The following is a 16,156-nucleotide window of genomic DNA, read 5'->3' as shown; positions in this document are numbered from 1 at the left end:
TTAACCTCAAAAGGGGTATTGCGCAAAATCCGCTGCATTGGTAAAAAACATTTACCAAAACCGGCCTGAAAGTAAGTCTATGCCCGTCATCACCTCCGTTGCAGACCTCAAACGCCTCTATAAACGCCGCGCGCCACGAATGTTTTTTGACTACGCCGAAACCGGCAGCTGGACAGAAAAAACCTTTGCCGAGAACACCTCTGACTTCACTGACATCTATTTGCGCCAACGTGTGGCCGTAGACATGTCTGGGCGCTCCACAGCAAGCCAGATGATCGGGCAGGATGTGGCAATGCCCGTCGCCCTAGCACCCGTTGGCCTCACGGGCATGCAATGTGCGGATGGAGAGATCAAAGCTGCGCGCGCTGCCGAAAAATTCGGTGTTCCTTTCACGCTCTCAACCATGTCGATCAACTCGATTGAAGAGGTCGCAGAGGCCACCACCAAACCGTTCTGGTTTCAGCTTTATACCATGACGGATGAGGACTTTGTCGACCGGTTGATCCAGCGTGCCAAAGATGCGAAATGCGCGGCTTTGGTGATCACGCTAGATCTGCAAATCCTTGGCCAACGCCACAAAGACCTCAAGAATGGTCTCTCTGCCCCCCCCAAGCTGACACCTTCCACCATTGCCAACCTGATGACCAAATGGCGTTGGGGAATCGAGATGCTGGGCGCAAAGCGGCGCAACTTTGGCAACATCGTGGGACATGTTGACGGTATTACCGACACCGCGGACCTTGGTGCCTGGACTGCCGAAAGCTTTGATCTCACATTGGATTGGGACAAAGTTGCCAAAATTAAAGAAAAGTGGGGCGGCAAAGTCATACTCAAAGGCATTTTGGATGCGGATGACGCCAAAATGGCGCTCACGGTTGGCGCGGATGCCATCATCGTATCCAACCACGGCGGTCGCCAGCTCGACGGTGCGCTCAGTGCCATTCGCGCGCTGCCGTCGATCATGGAGGCCGTTGGCGATCAGGTCGAAGTGCATCTTGATAGCGGAATCCGTTCCGGTCAGGACGTCCTTAAGGCTCTGGCACTGGGCGCCAAAGGCACTTACATCGGCCGCGCCTTTATCTACGGCCTTGGCGCTATGGGCGAATCCGGAGTCACCAAAACGCTGGAAGTGATCCACAAAGAGCTCGACGTGTCCATGGCCCTATGTGGGCGCCGCACCATTGACGAGCTGGATCGCGACATCCTCCTGGTGCCAGAAAACTTCGAAGGCAGCTGGCAGGCTTAACCAATTGCTTTGACAAGCTCTTGTCCGGCGCGCCATAAACGCATCGGGCAAGAGGTATCACGTTTATGTTGGTCTTTTTCAAACCAAATCTGGCATTTATATCGGTGCCCAAAACCGGCTCCACGGCTTATGAACTGGCGCTGAGACCGCGGGCTGATGTGATTTTCACCAAAGGGGTGAAACACATGACACTCGGAAAATACCACGCCAAGTTTGCGCCCTTCCTCAAAGAGACCTATGGCCTTGCCCCGGAACGCTTTGCGGTGATCCGAGATCCAATTGACCATGCGCGCAGTTGGTACAAATACCGCAGCCCCGAGCGAATGGCCCCCAATGCACCCACGTGCCACGGCGGCATAAGCTTTGATGACTATGTCAGCGACGCAATCAGCAAACACCCATCCAAAGCCGCTGGCATCGGCTCCCAAGCGTCCTTCCTGTCTTTGGCGGAAGGAGACGTCCCAGTCGATCACCTTTTTGCTTATGATCGCCAAGAGCTGCTTCAAGCTTTTATCGAAGAGCGTTTTGGGGCAAAGGTTCTTCCACGCCAAAAAAATGTCTCCCCTCACGTGGAGGCCACTCTATCACCCGACGTGGAGGCGGCATTTCGCGCCGCACGCCCCGCGGATTTTGAGCTTTATGACAGAGTTGTTGCGGCCGGCGGCGTATTACGGGAATTTCGGAGTATTTAGGGCGCGAATCCCCTTTGCATTCAGACAAATCCGCGGTATAGGCGCGGCTTCACGCGGGGATACAGCCTTGGAGGATCCCTGCCTATGTATATGGAGAATTCAAAATGGCTGGTCAAATTCCTGATCTTATCGCCGAAGCACGTACGGGGACAGGCAAGGGCGCCGCTCGTCAAGCACGTCGCGCTGGTATGGTTCCTGGTGTTGTATACGGCGGCGAAGCCGACCCGGTTGCAATCCAGATCCCTTTCAATGTTCTGCTCAAGAAACTGAAAGACGGCCGCTTCCTGTCCACCCTGTTCAACCTGAAGGTTGAAGGTCAGGAAGACGTGCGTGTGATCTGCCGCGGCGTTCAGCGCGACGTCATCAAAGATCTGCCAACCCACATCGACCTGCTGCGTCTGCGTCGCACTTCCAAAATCAGCCTGTTCATCCACGTTGATTTCGAAAACGAAGAAGAAGCACCCGGCATCAAAAAAGGCGGCGTGCTGACCATCGTGCGCCCTGAAGTTGAGCTGAACGTGACCGCAGGTGACATTCCTGAGCGTCTGGTTGTGGACCTGACTGGTAAAGATATCGGCGACACCATCACCATCAGCCAGATCGACCTGCCGGAAGGCGCAAAGCCAACCATCGATCGTGACTTCGTGATTGCCAATCTGTCCGCACCGTCCGGCCTGCGCTCTGCCGGTGAAGACGACGAAGGTGAAGCTGCTGAAGGTGAAGAAGCCGCAGCCGAAGAATAATCACATCACCGCATCTGCGGTTTGTGGAAACGCGGTGCCTCCGGGCGCCGCGTTTTTTGTTATCCCGTCAACTGAACACAATTGAAAACAACTGCTTATCAACTTAGCGCGACATTCAACCATAAACCCCGCATAGGTCACGTAATACATTCACAGGTTGTTAGGAGTTGCGCCGCAATCTGGCGCCAAGTCGATCGGAGACCATTTGGCCGGTCGCACAAACACTGTTTTCAACAACTGGGGTGCTTAGATGAAACACGCTTTGATGGGATGTATTTTGGCGGCAAGCGCAAGCATGGCGCATGCAACCGAACAGCTCAATATTTTTACTTGGGACGGCTACGTCAACGACACCGAGATTGCGGCAGTCAATGCCCTCCTGAAAGAGCAAGGGTACGACGTTCAGGTCAACCTGCTTGAAACCGTGGCGGAAGGCCCGCAGCAGATGTTTGACATGCTGCGCTCAGGTGATGTGGATGTGTCCTTCCTGACGCTGAACTACATCAACATGGAAGGTAGCCCCTCTGCCAACATGTTGCAGCCGATCAACGTGAACTCCCCACGACTGGAAAACTACCAGCACCTGTCCACAGCGCTGACCGACATTCCGATGGGCATGAAAGGTGATCAGCACCTCTATATTCCATGGGGTGGCGGTGCCTACGGCATCTGGGCCAACCTCGACACGGTGCAGGACATGCCAACCTCCGTGAAAGCCATGCTGGAACCTGAGTGGAAAGGCCGCCTGTCGCTAACCGATGGTCAGGTGCATCCAAACGTATCGCTGGCCCTATTGGCGCTTGGCCGCTCCGCCTTTGAGGTGAACGACGTCTCAGGCGACCGCGCCGCCTTGGGCGCCCTCGCCTCCCCGGACAGCGATCTGCAGCAAACCGTGAATGCGCTCTACGGCCAGGTTGGCCACTTCTGGAGCGCCTCACCACCCTTCACCGGCGAATATGATCTGGTGGCCTCTTATGGCGTAGGGGCCTCCGCCGCGATTGCAGAAGGCGGCAACTGGGGCCTGGTGCCGTTTGGGGAAGGCAATACCGTCTGGCTCGACACCATCAACTTTGCCAAACACCTCGAAGGTGACAAGCTGGAAGCGGCTGAAATCTTTGCCAACCACTTCATCGGCAAAGAGGTCCAGACCCGCGTGGTTGAAGGCCTAGGCATGGTCGCCTCTTCCTCTGTGGTGGACGCCAACCCTCTGATCGAAGCCAACCCGGACTTCTTTGAGGAGAGCATGTTCTGGCCGCCATACACCCGCGCAGCGGGCAATGCGATTGAGCTGATCTCCAAACGCGCCACGGGCATGAGCGCGACCAACTAAACCAAATGAGTGTGTTGTCGCCAATCCAGTTTGGCGGCAACATCTTTTCAACTCTCGTTGCAGAGCATCATCATTGGAAATCGGCGCTCAGAGAAGGCAGGATTATGTCAGCTTGTGTGCCTTCAGCTCTAACAAATCCCACCGGTTGCCAAATGGATCACGCCATACGGCTACCTTGCCGTAATCTTCAGCCCGCGGCTCTTCCTCAAAGTGCACGCCCGCTGCCTGCATTTTTTGATACTCTCGGTCAAAATCGTCGGTGTTCAGAAACAGCCCAACACGTCCCCCAAATTGATCACCGATCGCAGCTTTCTGGTCGACACCACGCGCCTTGGCCAAAAGAATGTTGGTCGCACAATCCATGTCTGGTGCAATCACAACCCAGCGTTTTTCCTCAGAAAGCCTCACATCTTCGCGCAACACAAAACCAAGTTTTTTGACATAGAAATCTAAGCCGACGTCGTAGTCGGGTACCACGAGCGCGATCGCGTACAGATGGCGCGACACGTCAGACCTTCCTCCCACGCACCTCCGGCAACGCAATATTCGCCACCTGTTCCGCAATTGGTGGCGAGGACAGTGGGTGGTGATCTTCCGAGAACTCCTCAGGATCGCTCATCGGCTGCCAGCGGCCACCCACAAACACCTCAAGACCAGAGAACTTTGCCTTGTAGCCCATTTTTTGACTGCCAGGCACCCAATAGCCCAAATACACGTAGGGCAAGCCTGCCTCACGGGCGATTTCAATGTGATCCAGGATCAGGAACGTCCCCAAGGAGGTCCGGCTCATCTTGGGGTCATAAAACGAATAGACCATGCTGACGCCGTCTTCGAGAACGTCCGTTAAACACACCCCGATAAGCTGATCGTTGTCTTGATCGGAATACTCCACCACCCGGCTGCGAATGGGAGTTTCTTCAATCATCGCAGCAAATTCGAACACATCCATATCCGCCATGCCGCCCTCCGCATGACGGCTGTCCAGATAGCGGCGAAAAAGATCGAACTGTTCTTCCGTTGCCCATGGTGACGTCGCTCTACGTTTCAAATGCGTATTGCGACGTGCCGCACGACGTTGGCTTTTGGTCGCGGTGAATTTCGACACATCAATCCGCGCGGACATACAGGCATTACAATCGGTGCACGACGGCCGATAGAGCACGTTCTGAGAGCGACGAAAGCCTTGCTGAGACAAGGAGTCATTCAGCGCGGTCGCATTGTCACCTTGCAGCGCCGTGAAAAGTTTACGCTCCAGCCGCCCTTCCAGATAAGGGCACGGCTGCGGCGCGGTCACGTAGAACTGCGGAACTATCGGAAGACTATGACGCATGACACTCCATCACCTCTGAACGCTTCCGACGTTATCAACAGGTTGTTAACCCGCCAAGCCCTCCGTAGGGGGTAATAGGCGGGTTTCTGGAGCTATGGTTAAAATTTGATGGGCATTAACCGTTCATTTCGGTTAATTTCGTGTCCCTTTGGTAAGACATCAGAAACAGGCCGTGATCAGCCTCTGCATAAAGCCTTTTCCGGCCTCAAACTGGGCCACAGAGAGGAACTCGTCCGGCTGATGGGCCTGGGCAATGTCGCCAGGGCCACAGATGACAGTCGAATAGTCCGCATTTTGGAAATGGCCGCCTTCGGTCCCGTAGCTCACCACACGGGACGCGTTGTCCCCGGTCAATTGGCGCACCAAGGCCTCCGCCTCGCCAGCCTCTTCCGGCATCAGCCCCGGCACGTAGAACTTCTCCTCCAGCGCAATATGGCTCTCCGGCACAACCGCCTGCATCTCCGCCTCAACCTCGGCCACTTTGGCTTTAAAACGGGCAATCCAGTCGTCGCGGTTCTCATCCGGCACTATGCGGAAATCGAGACCAAAGCGGCAATCCAACGCCGTGATGTTGTGGGCGGTGCCGCCCTCAATCACACCGACATGCACGGTCGTCCACGGCGGCTCAAACGTCGCCGCCACAGGGCCTGCATCTTTGGCGCGGTTTTCCGCGTTCATCTCATTGGCCCATTCGATCAGCTTGGCGCCATACATGATTGCGTTCACGCCAGTGTGCATCAGCGAGCTGTGCACTTCAAAGCCGCGCACATGCACGTTGAAGCCCTGCCCGCCTTTGTGGCCGGTCACTGCGCCCATCATAGACGGCTCACCAACAATGACCGCAGATCCTTTGGGGAAATGTTTGTCGATGCTCTCAATCAGCGGCGCCGCGCCGGTGCAGCCGATTTCTTCATCATATGACAACGCCAACTGCAACGGCCGCTTCAGATCAGCGTAGCTTCCTTCGACAACAGCCCAGATCGCCAGCGCGTCAAAGCCTTTCATGTCGCAGGTACCGCGGCCAAACAGCTTGCCGTCTTTCTCGACCACTTCAAACGGGTCGGTTGACCAAGGCTGCCCTTCAACCGGAACCACATCGGTATGCCCAGAAAACACAACCGCGCCCTCAACCATCGGGCCCACATGGGCAAACAGTCCGGCCTTGGCCGGGTCTGTTTCATGTGGATGTTGGTGCGCTTCGATACCGTGGGACGCAAGATAGTCTTGCACCCACTCTATCAACGGTAGGTTGGTGTCGCTCGACACAGTCGGAAACGACACCAGCATATCCAAAATAGCCCGCGGGCTCAGACGCTCCGCCATGCGCTTAATACCCGCTGTCGGTAATCAGCACTTTGTGACCTGGACCAACTTCTTTGTACTCAGAAGGAGCGGCTTCATAACCTACGTCATGGATTGGTGACGGGATCGGTTTGAAATTAAGGTCCTTCTCCGATTTCCGCTGACGCGGATCCGCAATTGGAACCGCCTTCATCAACGCTTGTGTGTATGGGTGTTGCGGGTTCTCAAACACCGCACGACGCGGACCAAGTTCCACGATCCGGCCCAGATACATCACGCCAACGTGGTGGCTCACACGTTCCACAACCGCCATGTCGTGGCTGATAAAGACGTAAGAAATGCCTAGCTCAGCCTGCAGTTCCATCATCAGGTTCAACACCTGCGCCTGCACAGAGACATCGAGCGCGGACACAGCTTCGTCAGACACAATCAGTTTGGGGTTCAAGGCAAGCGCACGGGCAATCGCGATGCGCTGACGCTGGCCACCGGACATTTCGTGCGGGTAGCGACGCATAAAGCTGCGCGGCAACTCAACGCGGTCAAACAGCATCTCGACGCGCTTCTGCAGCTCTTTACCCGAGTGTGTGCCATAGTTGCGCATTGGTTCGGACACCTGATCCTGCAACATCATCTGCGGGTTCAATGATGCAAAGGGGTCCTGAAAGATCATCTGCATCTGCTGGCGCGCTGAGTGCATCTCTTTGGGGTTCAAAGAAATGACGTCCTGACCATCAAACGTCACTTCACCGGAGGTCGGCTCCACCAGGCGCAACAAAGAACGGCCAGCCGTCGACTTACCACAGCCGGATTCCCCGACCAGCGACAAGGTTTGCCCTTTGTTTACGGTGAAAGACAAGTCCTCGACCGCGTGTACATTGGCCACGGTCCGACGCATCAAGCCGCCTTTTACCGGGAAACGCGTGACAAGGTTCTTAACCTCTAGGATAGGCTCTTCAGTGCCCGGGATCGGATCGGTGCTGTGGGTGTTGTCGCCAAACAGCTTCATTGGGCTTGGCACATCCGTGCCGGTCATTTCACCCAACTTTGGCACAGCCGCCAAAAGTGCCTTTGTGTAATCATGTGTTGGGTTCTCGAAGATTTCTTCGACAGTGCCCTCTTCAACTTTGTTGCCGCGGAACATCACGACAACGCGGTCCGCCATCTGCGCCACAACTGCCATGTCGTGGGTGATGAACATCACAGCCGTACCGGTTTCGCGTTTTAGGCGGTCCATCAGCGCGAGAATCTCGGCCTGAATGGTCACATCCAAAGCCGTTGTTGGTTCATCTGCAATCAGCAAGCGCGGCTCACAGGCCATTGCCATAGCGATCACCACACGCTGACGCATGCCACCGGACAACTCATGCGGATATTGTTGTAGGCGGCGCTCAGGTTCCGGAATTCGAACTTCGCGCAAAAGCTCAATCGCGCGGGCTTCGGCGTCCGCCTTCGACAGTTTCTTGTGTAACCGCAGACCTTCGGTCAACTGACGCCCAACCGTGAAAACCGGGTTCAAGGCGGTCATTGGCTCTTGGAAGATCATGCCAATTTCATTGCCGCGAATCGTGCGCATCAGGTCTTGGTCGGCTTTGGCCAAATCCACATCGTCGTTATCTTTGCGGTCAAACAGCAACCTGCCGCCCGCAATATCACCCCCGCCGAATTCTACCAGGCGCATCAAAGAGAGCGAAGATACGGATTTCCCGGACCCAGATTCACCAACAATACAAACGGTTTCGCCAGGGTTCACCTTGAAGGACACATCCTCCACGCCCACCACAGGCCCATCCTTGGTTTGGAACTCGACTCGCAGATTCTCGATTGACGCAATGGCGTTGTCCAACATGAAGGTGGCTCCCCTGAGTATTGTTTTTGTTTGTCCCTCGCGCCGACGCTACCGCCCACAAAAGCAATGGTCAAACAATGTAAGGCCAGATTCCGGCTCTGAATGAACATTTATTCAATTTGGCCCCTTGCAATTTCACCCCCACTGGTCTGTGATGCCTGCAGTCGGAGGGGTGTACGACTTTTCCACCATGTGGAACCGTAGATGGCAACATCTGTGTCCTTTCCTGACAAGCAAAAACCGGGTGGAATCAATCCGCCTGAACGGCACGCAACCAGCGTGCACCAACATGGAGTGAGACATGAAAGCAAAAACTTTGATGCTTGGCGCCGCAGCAGCGTTTGTGATGGCCCCAGCGGCCATGGCAGAGCGCGGTTCGGACGGCCACGTGAACATCATTTATTGGCAAGCGCCTTCCATCCTGAACCCATATCTGTCTTCGGGCACTAAGGACGTTGAATCCGCTTCCCTCACCCTGGAGCCGCTGGCACGTTACGACGAAACCGGCAAGATGGTTCCCTACCTGGCAGCTGAAATCCCAACCGTTTCAAACGGTGGCGTTTCCGAAGACCTGACCACTATCACCTGGACCATTGCAGACGGCATGATGTGGTCTGATGGCACCGCAGTGACCTCTGCCGACGTTGTCTTCACAGGCGAGTACTGCATGCACCCCGAAGGTGGCTGTGCACAGGCGGCATTCTTTGACGGCGTTGAAAACATCGAAGCGCTCGACGACAAAACCGTCAAAGTGACTTTCAACCAGCCAAAGCCGAACCCATACGGCCCATTTGTTGGCGGTCAGTCTCCGATCATCCAGAAAGCTCAGTTTGAAAACTGCACCGGTGCCAAGGCGCCTGAGTGTACAGCTGAGAACTTTGGCCCAATCGGCACCGGTCCATTCGTTGTAACAAACTTCAAAACCAACGACGTGATCCAGTACGAAGCCAACCCTAACTACCGTGACGCATCCAAGCCTGCGTTCGCAACTGTGACCTTCAAAGGGGGTGGCGACGCAACCGGTGCTGGTCGTGCGGTTCTGGAAACCGGCGAATTTGACTACGCATGGAACCTCCAACTGGCACCCGATGTGATTGCCAAGATGGAAGAAGGCGGCAAAGGCAAAGCCATTGCAGGCTTCGGTCCTTTGGTTGAGCGTCTGGAAATGAACATGACCAACCCGTCCTCCGATCTTCCGGAAGGCGAGCGCGGCACTGTTGCACATCCTCACCCATTCCTGTCTGACATGAACGTGCGTAAAGCACTGTCCATGGCAATCGACCGCGAACTGCTGGTGGAAATTGGTTACGGCAAAGCAGGTAAAGTCACCTGTGACCTCGTGCCTTCTCCAGATAACTATGCTGCCAAAAACGACTACTGCGCAACGCAGGACATCGCTGGCGCCAACGCACTGCTGGACGAAGCTGGTTGGGTTAAGGGTGGCGACGGTATCCGCGCCAAAGACGGCGTGAAGCTGTCCATCCTGTACCAGACCTCCACAAACGCTGTACGTCAGGACTTCCAAGCCCTGATCAAACAGTGGTGGAGCGAGATTGGTGTTGAAACCGAGCTGCGCAACCTGTCCGCATCTGTATTCTTCGGTGGTGACCCAGGCTCCCCTGACACCTTCCAGAAGTTCTACGCAGACGTGGAAATGTATGCCAACACCTTCAACGGCACCGACCCTCAGCAGTACCTCGCAGCATATCGCTGTGGTGGTGAGCCGAAGCCGGACAGCCAGTGGCAGGGTGAAAACATCAACCGCTTCTGTGATCCGGCATACGACGCTCTGATCGACGAACTGGCTCGCACCGGTGACATCGAGAAGCGCGGCGAGATCGCGATCAAGATGAACAACATGCTGACCAAAGACAGCTACACCATCGTGCCACTTGTGCACCGTGGCCGCGTCTCGGCACACGCAAACTCTCTGGGCGGCGTCGTCCTGAACGTTTGGGACTCCGAGCTGTGGAATGTTGCTGACTGGCATCGCGTGAAGTAATTCACCAAAATGGGGCGAGCTTTCGGGCTCGCCCCAACTCTATTAGGCCCCGCACAGTAAGGTCCCTGTGCGGGGCTCAACAACAAAAACGACGCACAAAGGCGCTTCCATGCTGACCTTCACCATACGCCGTCTGATCCTTGCGATCCCGACGTTGCTCTTTATCTCCCTTGTCATCTTCCTCCTGCTCGAGCTTGCGCCCGGCGATCCGATGGCTCAAGTTCCCCTGACCGTCCCGCCAGAGGTCAAAGAAAAAATGCGCTTGGCTCTTGGCCTTGGCGAACCTGGCTATATCCGTTTCTACAAATGGCTGGTCCAGTTCTTCTGGGTAGAACCCCAGATCCTGTTTGACCACATGTTTGGCACCACCTTTGCCGAAGGCAAACTGCGCATCATCAGCTGGCAGCACCGCGGCCCTGTGATGGACGTGGTTGTCGAGCGCCTGCCACAGACGCTTTGGGTTGTGGGCCTGTCCTACATCGTCGGTATCATGATCGCGCTGCCGATCGGCATCTACTCTGCTTACAAGCAGTACTCGATGTTCGATCAGGCTGGTACGTTCATCACCATGATCGGCTACTCCATTCCACCATTCTTCACCGGCCCGCTGGTGATCGTGCTGTTCTCGGTGAATTTGGGCTGGTTCCCGTTCATCTATGACACGACACATGAGGTCGTGGATTGGGACAGCTTTGTCTATCAGCTGCGTCAGATGATCATGCCGGTGATGGTGCTTGCGTTGCAAACCACCGCTCAGATCAGCCGCTACATGCGCGCCTCGATGCTGGACAATCTCAATCAGGACTACGTACGTACCGCACGTGCCAAAGGTCTGAGCGAGAAAGTTGTGGTTCTGGTCCACGTGTTGCGCAACTCGATGATCCCGGTTGTGACCGTGATTGCGCTGGGTCTTCCAGCCATCTTCGGCGGCGCCATCATCACCGAGCAGGTTTTCTCGGTGAACGGCATCGGCGCACAGCTGATTGGCGCCATCCAGGCCAACGATCTGCCCACCGTGCAGACGCTGACCTTTATGTTCGCCTTCCTGATCGTCTTCTTCAACCTGATCGCAGACGTGCTCTACGGCGTTCTTGATCCGAGGATCCGCTATGACTGATACCACCAACACCGAGCCGACCACCCCACCGCACAGCCAGTGGTACGACGTCTGGCACCAGTTCAAGGCGCACAAAGGCGCCATGCTGGGTGGCATCGTCTTCCTGATCATTGTGTTCGGGGTCTTTCTCGGCCCACTGCTTTGGCCCTATGACGCCACCTACATCGACATCCGGTCGCGTAACCAGGGTCCAAGCCTGGCACATCCCTTTGGCACAGACCAATTGGGCCGTGACCTTCTGGCGCGGATGATGGCTGGGGGGCAAACCTCCATTGCTGTGGGTCTTACCGCCATGTTGCTGGCACTGAGCCTGGGCAGTTTTGTCGGCATCGTCGCTGGCTTCTTTAAGAAGCTCGACGGGCCGCTGATGCGCCTAACCGACCTGTTCCTGGCGCTGCCAATTCTGCCACTTCTGTTGGTGATGATGATGCTCTTCCGCGAACCGCTGTCCTCTGCGGTTGGTCCAGAGCGTGGCATCTTCATCCTGATTGTGGTTGCCATCGGCATCACCTCCTGGATGCCCACCGCACGGATCGTGCGAGGCGATGTACTGGCACTGAAGGAACGTGAATTTGTTCTGGCCGCCCGCTCCATCGGCACATCCAACAAGAACATGATCACCCGCCACATCCTGCCCAATGTGCTGTCGCCCATCATGGTGTCGGCCACACTGGGGATCGCCAACGCGATCATCACAGAATCGGCGCTGTCCTTCTTGGGCCTTGGCTTCCCGCCAGACTTCCCAACCTGGGGCCGCCTGCTGAACGACGCGGTGCAGTATCTGCAAGACTATCCGGAACGCGTGTTCTGGCCCGGCTTGGGCATCTCGCTGACCGTGCTGTCGGTGAACTACCTCGGCGACGGCCTGCGCGACGCGCTCGACCCCCGTATCCGCGGCCGGTAAGACAATCACATAAGACATTTAAGGCCGGGCACTTGCCCGGCCTTATTCGTTTTGGAATTGTAGACCCAGTATAATTTCAGGGCTGGTTGCCTCGTCAAAGGTTTGCCCCTCCCAACCACCACTCAAGTGCCGTACGTTCAGGCTGGCCTGCTGCGCCAGAGAAACCAGCTTGTCTTTTGCACAGAACCTCAAACAGCTTTCCGAGCGCACCACTGCCCCTTCAGGCTCAAACCTGTAGGTCTCAACAAACTGCACCTGTTCATCACGCACGGAGGTCACTTCATGCTCAACCTGAACCCTGCCCCCCTCCGGCAAAACAACCGGCACCCCTGCATTCTCTGGACGCCACCGTTCCCAAGCCTTCGCTGCCGGGTTGCGGCTCTCAGCAAAAAACACCCCGTCCGGCGCCAACCGCTCCGCCACATCAGCATAAAGCCGCAAGATGTCCTGATCGCTCAACAAACACTGAAACGCGTGGCCGGTCATGAATATGAAATCAAACGGCCGCGACTTGGGCACCACACAGCACCGGCCCACATACCATTCGATCAGTTCTGCGCCGGGTTTCTCCCGCGCATGAGCTACCATGCCCGGCGCCGGATCAACCGCACAGACGTCATGCCCCCGCACCACCAGCGCCAACGCAAACTGTCCGGTGCCACAGCCAATGTCCAAAATCCGTAGTGGCACATTAGGCAGCTGCGACAGGTAGAAATCGTAGTCTTCCCGCCCGGCATTTAGGGCGTCATAAACCGCAATCAAGGCGGGATCCGAATACAAACTGTTCTCTGCCATTTTCCCTCTCGCTCCCTGGCGAGGACCTTAAGTCTTACCTTAGGTAACCCACCAGTCACATATTCCTGACCAGCTTTCTGAAATACACGCCCGATTTCCGGCTGCACGGGTTTTGCTGGCTGCTAGGGTGTCATCATGCTTTTTGACTTGCCCACCCATGACACACTTTATGCCGCCCTACTGGCCCGAGATCCCGCTTATGACGGCCGCGCCTTTGTCTGTGTCTCCTCCACCGGCGTCTTCTGTCGCCTGACCTGCCCCGCCCGCAAACCCAAGACAGAGAACTGCAGCTTCTTTGCCTCCATTGGCGAGTGCATTGAGCAAGGCTACCGAGCCTGCAAGCGCTGCCACCCCATGGCCCCTGCCGCCGAAGAAGACCCTGCCATTGCCGCCCTGCTCGCCGCATTAGATGAACGCCCCGATTTCCGATGGTCAGAACGGCACATCGCACAAATGGGCTTTGATCTCTCCACAGTGCGCCGGTCTTTCAAACGCCAGTTTGGCATGACCTTCTTGGAAATGGCCCGCCAACGTCGCCTGCGCGAAGGCTTTGAGGTCCTGAGCCAAGGCGACAAAGTCATCGACGCACAACACAGCGCCAGCTTTGACAGCCCTTCCGCCTTCCGTGCCGCCTTTGCCCGGTTGCTTGGCTGCGCCCCTGCCGACCTGCGAAAAGGCGGTTTGTTACGCGCGGATTGGATCACCTCGCCGCTGGGTGACCTGATCGCCGTTTCCAGCGCCTCCCATTTACACTTGTTGGAATTTGTCGAACGCAAGGCCCTGCCCCGCGAACTCACCCGCCTACGTAACTTTGCCAAAGGGGACCTTGGCTTGGGCCGCTATGCGCCGACAGATCAAGTGGAGGCAGAACTTGCCGCCTTCTTCACGGGCCAGAATGCACAGTTTGAAACACCCCTCGCCTTTCACGGCACAGCCTTCACCAAAGACGTCTGGCACGCGCTCTGTGGCATTCCCGCAGGAGAAACCCGCAGCTACTCAGAGATTGCCAAATCCCTAGACCGCCCCTCCGCCACCCGCGCTGTGGCCCGCGCCAACGGTGCCAACCAAATTGCGCTGCTGGTGCCCTGTCACCGCGTGCTGGGCGCGGACGGTTCACTCACAGGCTACGGCGGCGGGCTCTGGCGGAAACAGAAACTCATTGAAATCGAACGCCAATACCAAAAAGGACCTGTCCATGACCCAAGCTGATCGCGCCCGCGCCTTCGCCGCGCTGCACCAACCCGGCAAGCCCCTTGTGCTCTACAACTGCTGGGATGCTGGCAGCGGTGCAGCCATTGCCAAAGGCGGCGCGCCTGCGCTGGCCACCGGCAGCTGGTCTGTGGCTGCGGCGCAGGGCTATGCCGATGGGGAAGCTCTGCCGCTGGAGACCCTCCTGCAAATCGCCACCCGCATCACCATAGCCTGCGACCTGCCGGTCTCGCTCGATTTTGAGGGCGGCTATGCCGGTGAGACCGACGCGCTGCGCAAAAACATTGCGGGTGTGTTGGCGGCGGGCATCATTGGCATCAACTTTGAGGACCGTGTGGTGCAAGGCCAAGGCCTTCATGACATCGACACCCAAACCAAACGCATTGCAGCCATCCGGGCAGAGGCCGACGCCCACGATGTACCGCTCTTTATCAACGCCCGCACCGATCTGGTTTTACAATCAGACCCCGCCGACCATGGCCAACATGTTGAGGCTGCCATCACCCGAGGCACGGCTTATGCCGAGGCCGGCGCCAGCAGCTTCTTCATCCCCGGCCTGTCTGACCCAGAGATGATCCGCAGCATTTGCGAAGCGGTTGCCTTACCAATCAACGCCATGTGTCTGGATGTCACCGCAGACGTGGCGCCCTTGGCTGCGACGGGTGTGTCCCGTATCAGCTTTGGTCCAGCGCCCTACCGCGCCGCCATGAAAGCCCTGACGCAGCAGGCCGAGCGCCTTTACGGTGAGTCCTAAGGCAGGCTCTTGAACCAAGCCCAGCTGTCGGCGGCAATCTGGTCGCCGATATCATAAAACCAATGTGTGTGTTGTGGGATGACGATCAGATCGTTTTCCACACCACGTTTGGCCATCTCTTCGCCCGTTGCACGTATGTCTGATAGATCAAATGCCTCCTCATATTGGCCCACATACGCTCTGTAAGGTTTGGGCTGCTGTGGAATGATCTGAAACTCAGCGGGTAAAAACCCTCCATGTATCGCGCCAGCCCGCCACGGGCCTTGGGTTGTATTGAGCAAAGCTTGCACATAGACGGCCCCCGCAGAGTGGCCAAACAGATATACTCTGTCACGATCGATCAAATGTTTCGCATCCAATTGTGTGATCATCTTTTCCAGCACCTGTGGTGACGGATCCTGATAAGGCCAGTTTCCGCTTGGGGCTGTGGGAGCCAAGATAGCAAACCCATTATTACGAGCGGTCTCATACCACATCTCGGTCATCGACAATCCCGTGCGGTCCCGCCCATGAAACAACACCACCAAAGGCACAGGTCGGGCTGTCTGCGGTCCCACAAAATGCCACTTCACCGGAGTGATCCCATCAAGTGTTGTGTCCGACGCCACAATACGCTGCATTTTCTCAGACGGCGCGTAGTCAAACTCTTTTAGGTGGCGCACATTGAATTGCGTCGCGCTTTCCATCGAAAAAATCGCGGGTTCTGGCGTCACTTGCGCAACCGGCATTGTTGCCGCCTCGTTCCGCGCTTTGGCACTCTGCGCTGTCCAGACAAAAAGCCCCGCTCCCGCACAGGCAACAACGGCTATAGCTGCCACAAACAGCACCACCACTCGTATCACAATGCACCTCATCTCATGTTGATGTCGGCCACAACCTCACACCG

15 protein-coding genes are annotated in these 16,156 nt (G+C 56.5%); 9 read left to right on the top strand and 6 right to left on the bottom strand.

The annotated features are described in order from the left end of the window. Nucleotides 1–79: 79 nt before the first annotated feature. The 4 genes from QOL67_RS19070 (at nt 80) to QOL67_RS19055 (ending at nt 4,011) form a co-directional block, all read left to right on the top strand. On the top strand, nt 80–1,246 hold the full coding sequence (locus tag QOL67_RS19070) for an alpha-hydroxy acid oxidase (RefSeq protein WP_283427579.1): 1,167 nt from the start codon (nt 80–82) through the stop codon (nt 1,244–1,246). A 65-nt stretch (nt 1,247–1,311) separates the two neighbouring features. Continuing rightward, nucleotides 1,312–1,938, top strand: coding sequence for a hypothetical protein (locus QOL67_RS19065; protein WP_283427578.1), 627 nt, complete (start codon nt 1,312–1,314; stop codon nt 1,936–1,938). Nucleotides 1,939–2,042: 104 nt separating this feature from the next. After that, nucleotides 2,043–2,681 (top strand): 50S ribosomal protein L25/general stress protein Ctc, encoded by a 639-nt coding sequence (locus tag QOL67_RS19060; protein WP_283427577.1) that lies wholly within the window; start codon nt 2,043–2,045, stop codon nt 2,679–2,681. A gap of 250 nt (nt 2,682–2,931) precedes the next feature. Beyond that, a complete protein-coding gene (locus tag QOL67_RS19055) occupies nt 2,932–4,011 on the top strand; it encodes an ABC transporter substrate-binding protein (RefSeq protein ID WP_283427576.1) in 1,080 nt (359 codons plus the stop codon). Nucleotides 4,012–4,113: 102 nt separating this feature from the next. Here QOL67_RS19055 and QOL67_RS19050 read toward each other — a convergent pair whose 3' ends face one another. The 4 genes from QOL67_RS19050 to QOL67_RS19035 form a co-directional block, all read right to left on the bottom strand. Next, nucleotides 4,114–4,518 (bottom strand): VOC family protein, encoded by a 405-nt coding sequence (locus QOL67_RS19050; RefSeq protein WP_283427575.1) that lies wholly within the window; start codon nt 4,516–4,518, stop codon nt 4,114–4,116. Between the two features lies 1 nt (nt 4,519). Then, a complete protein-coding gene (locus QOL67_RS19045) occupies nt 4,520–5,341 on the bottom strand; it encodes an arginyltransferase (RefSeq protein ID WP_283427574.1) in 822 nt (273 codons plus the stop codon). Nucleotides 5,342–5,500: 159 nt separating this feature from the next. Next, nucleotides 5,501–6,664 carry an acetylornithine deacetylase gene (argE, locus tag QOL67_RS19040; protein ID WP_283427573.1) on the bottom strand — a complete coding sequence of 388 codons (1,164 nt, stop codon included), beginning with the start codon at nt 6,662–6,664 and terminating at the stop codon, nt 5,501–5,503. A 4-nt stretch (nt 6,665–6,668) separates the two neighbouring features. Beyond that, on the bottom strand, nt 6,669–8,489 hold the full coding sequence (locus QOL67_RS19035; protein WP_283427572.1) for an ABC transporter ATP-binding protein: 1,821 nt from the start codon (nt 8,487–8,489) through the stop codon (nt 6,669–6,671). 301 nt (nt 8,490–8,790) lie between these two features. Between QOL67_RS19035 and QOL67_RS19030 the strand changes: the two genes are divergently transcribed. The 3 genes from QOL67_RS19030 (at nt 8,791) to QOL67_RS19020 (ending at nt 12,512) form a co-directional block, all read left to right on the top strand. Next, a complete protein-coding gene (locus QOL67_RS19030) occupies nt 8,791–10,491 on the top strand; it encodes a peptide ABC transporter substrate-binding protein (RefSeq protein WP_283427571.1) in 1,701 nt (566 codons plus the stop codon). A gap of 109 nt (nt 10,492–10,600) precedes the next feature. Further along, nucleotides 10,601–11,608 carry an ABC transporter permease gene (locus QOL67_RS19025; RefSeq protein ID WP_283427570.1) on the top strand — a complete coding sequence of 336 codons (1,008 nt, stop codon included), beginning with the start codon at nt 10,601–10,603 and terminating at the stop codon, nt 11,606–11,608. Next, nucleotides 11,601–12,512: an ABC transporter permease gene (locus QOL67_RS19020; RefSeq protein ID WP_164646096.1), complete on the top strand. Its 912-nt coding sequence runs from the start codon at nt 11,601–11,603 to the stop codon at nt 12,510–12,512. Before QOL67_RS19025 ends, QOL67_RS19020 begins: the two co-directional genes overlap by 8 nt. A 42-nt stretch (nt 12,513–12,554) precedes the next feature. Here QOL67_RS19020 and QOL67_RS19015 read toward each other — a convergent pair whose 3' ends face one another. Beyond that, entirely contained in the window at nt 12,555–13,307 is a 753-nt protein-coding gene (locus tag QOL67_RS19015) for a class I SAM-dependent methyltransferase (RefSeq protein WP_283427569.1), read from the bottom strand. 135 nt (nt 13,308–13,442) lie between these two features. Here QOL67_RS19015 and QOL67_RS19010 point away from each other — a divergent pair, with 135 nt between their 5' ends. Together QOL67_RS19010 and QOL67_RS19005 are read left to right on the top strand one after the other, a co-directional pair. Then, nucleotides 13,443–14,516 (top strand): bifunctional transcriptional activator/DNA repair enzyme AdaA, encoded by a 1,074-nt coding sequence (locus tag QOL67_RS19010; protein WP_283427568.1) that lies wholly within the window; start codon nt 13,443–13,445, stop codon nt 14,514–14,516. Continuing rightward, on the top strand, nt 14,503–15,270 hold the full coding sequence (locus tag QOL67_RS19005; protein WP_283427567.1) for an isocitrate lyase/PEP mutase family protein: 768 nt from the start codon (nt 14,503–14,505) through the stop codon (nt 15,268–15,270). The genes QOL67_RS19010 and QOL67_RS19005 overlap by 14 nt, the downstream gene beginning before the upstream one ends. On the opposite strand, the gene QOL67_RS19000 is transcribed toward QOL67_RS19005, so the two are convergent. Next, nucleotides 15,267–16,112: an alpha/beta hydrolase family protein gene (locus tag QOL67_RS19000; RefSeq protein WP_283427566.1), complete on the bottom strand. Its 846-nt coding sequence runs from the start codon at nt 16,110–16,112 to the stop codon at nt 15,267–15,269. The two genes, QOL67_RS19005 and QOL67_RS19000, sit on opposite strands and share 4 nt — an antisense overlap. Nucleotides 16,113–16,156 lie beyond the last annotated feature (44 nt).

Origin of the sequence: Shimia sagamensis, assembly GCF_900182745.1 — a bacterium.
Lineage (GTDB): Bacteria > Pseudomonadota > Alphaproteobacteria > Rhodobacterales > Rhodobacteraceae > Shimia > Shimia sagamensis.
This window is presented reverse-complemented; position numbering and strand designations above follow the sequence as displayed.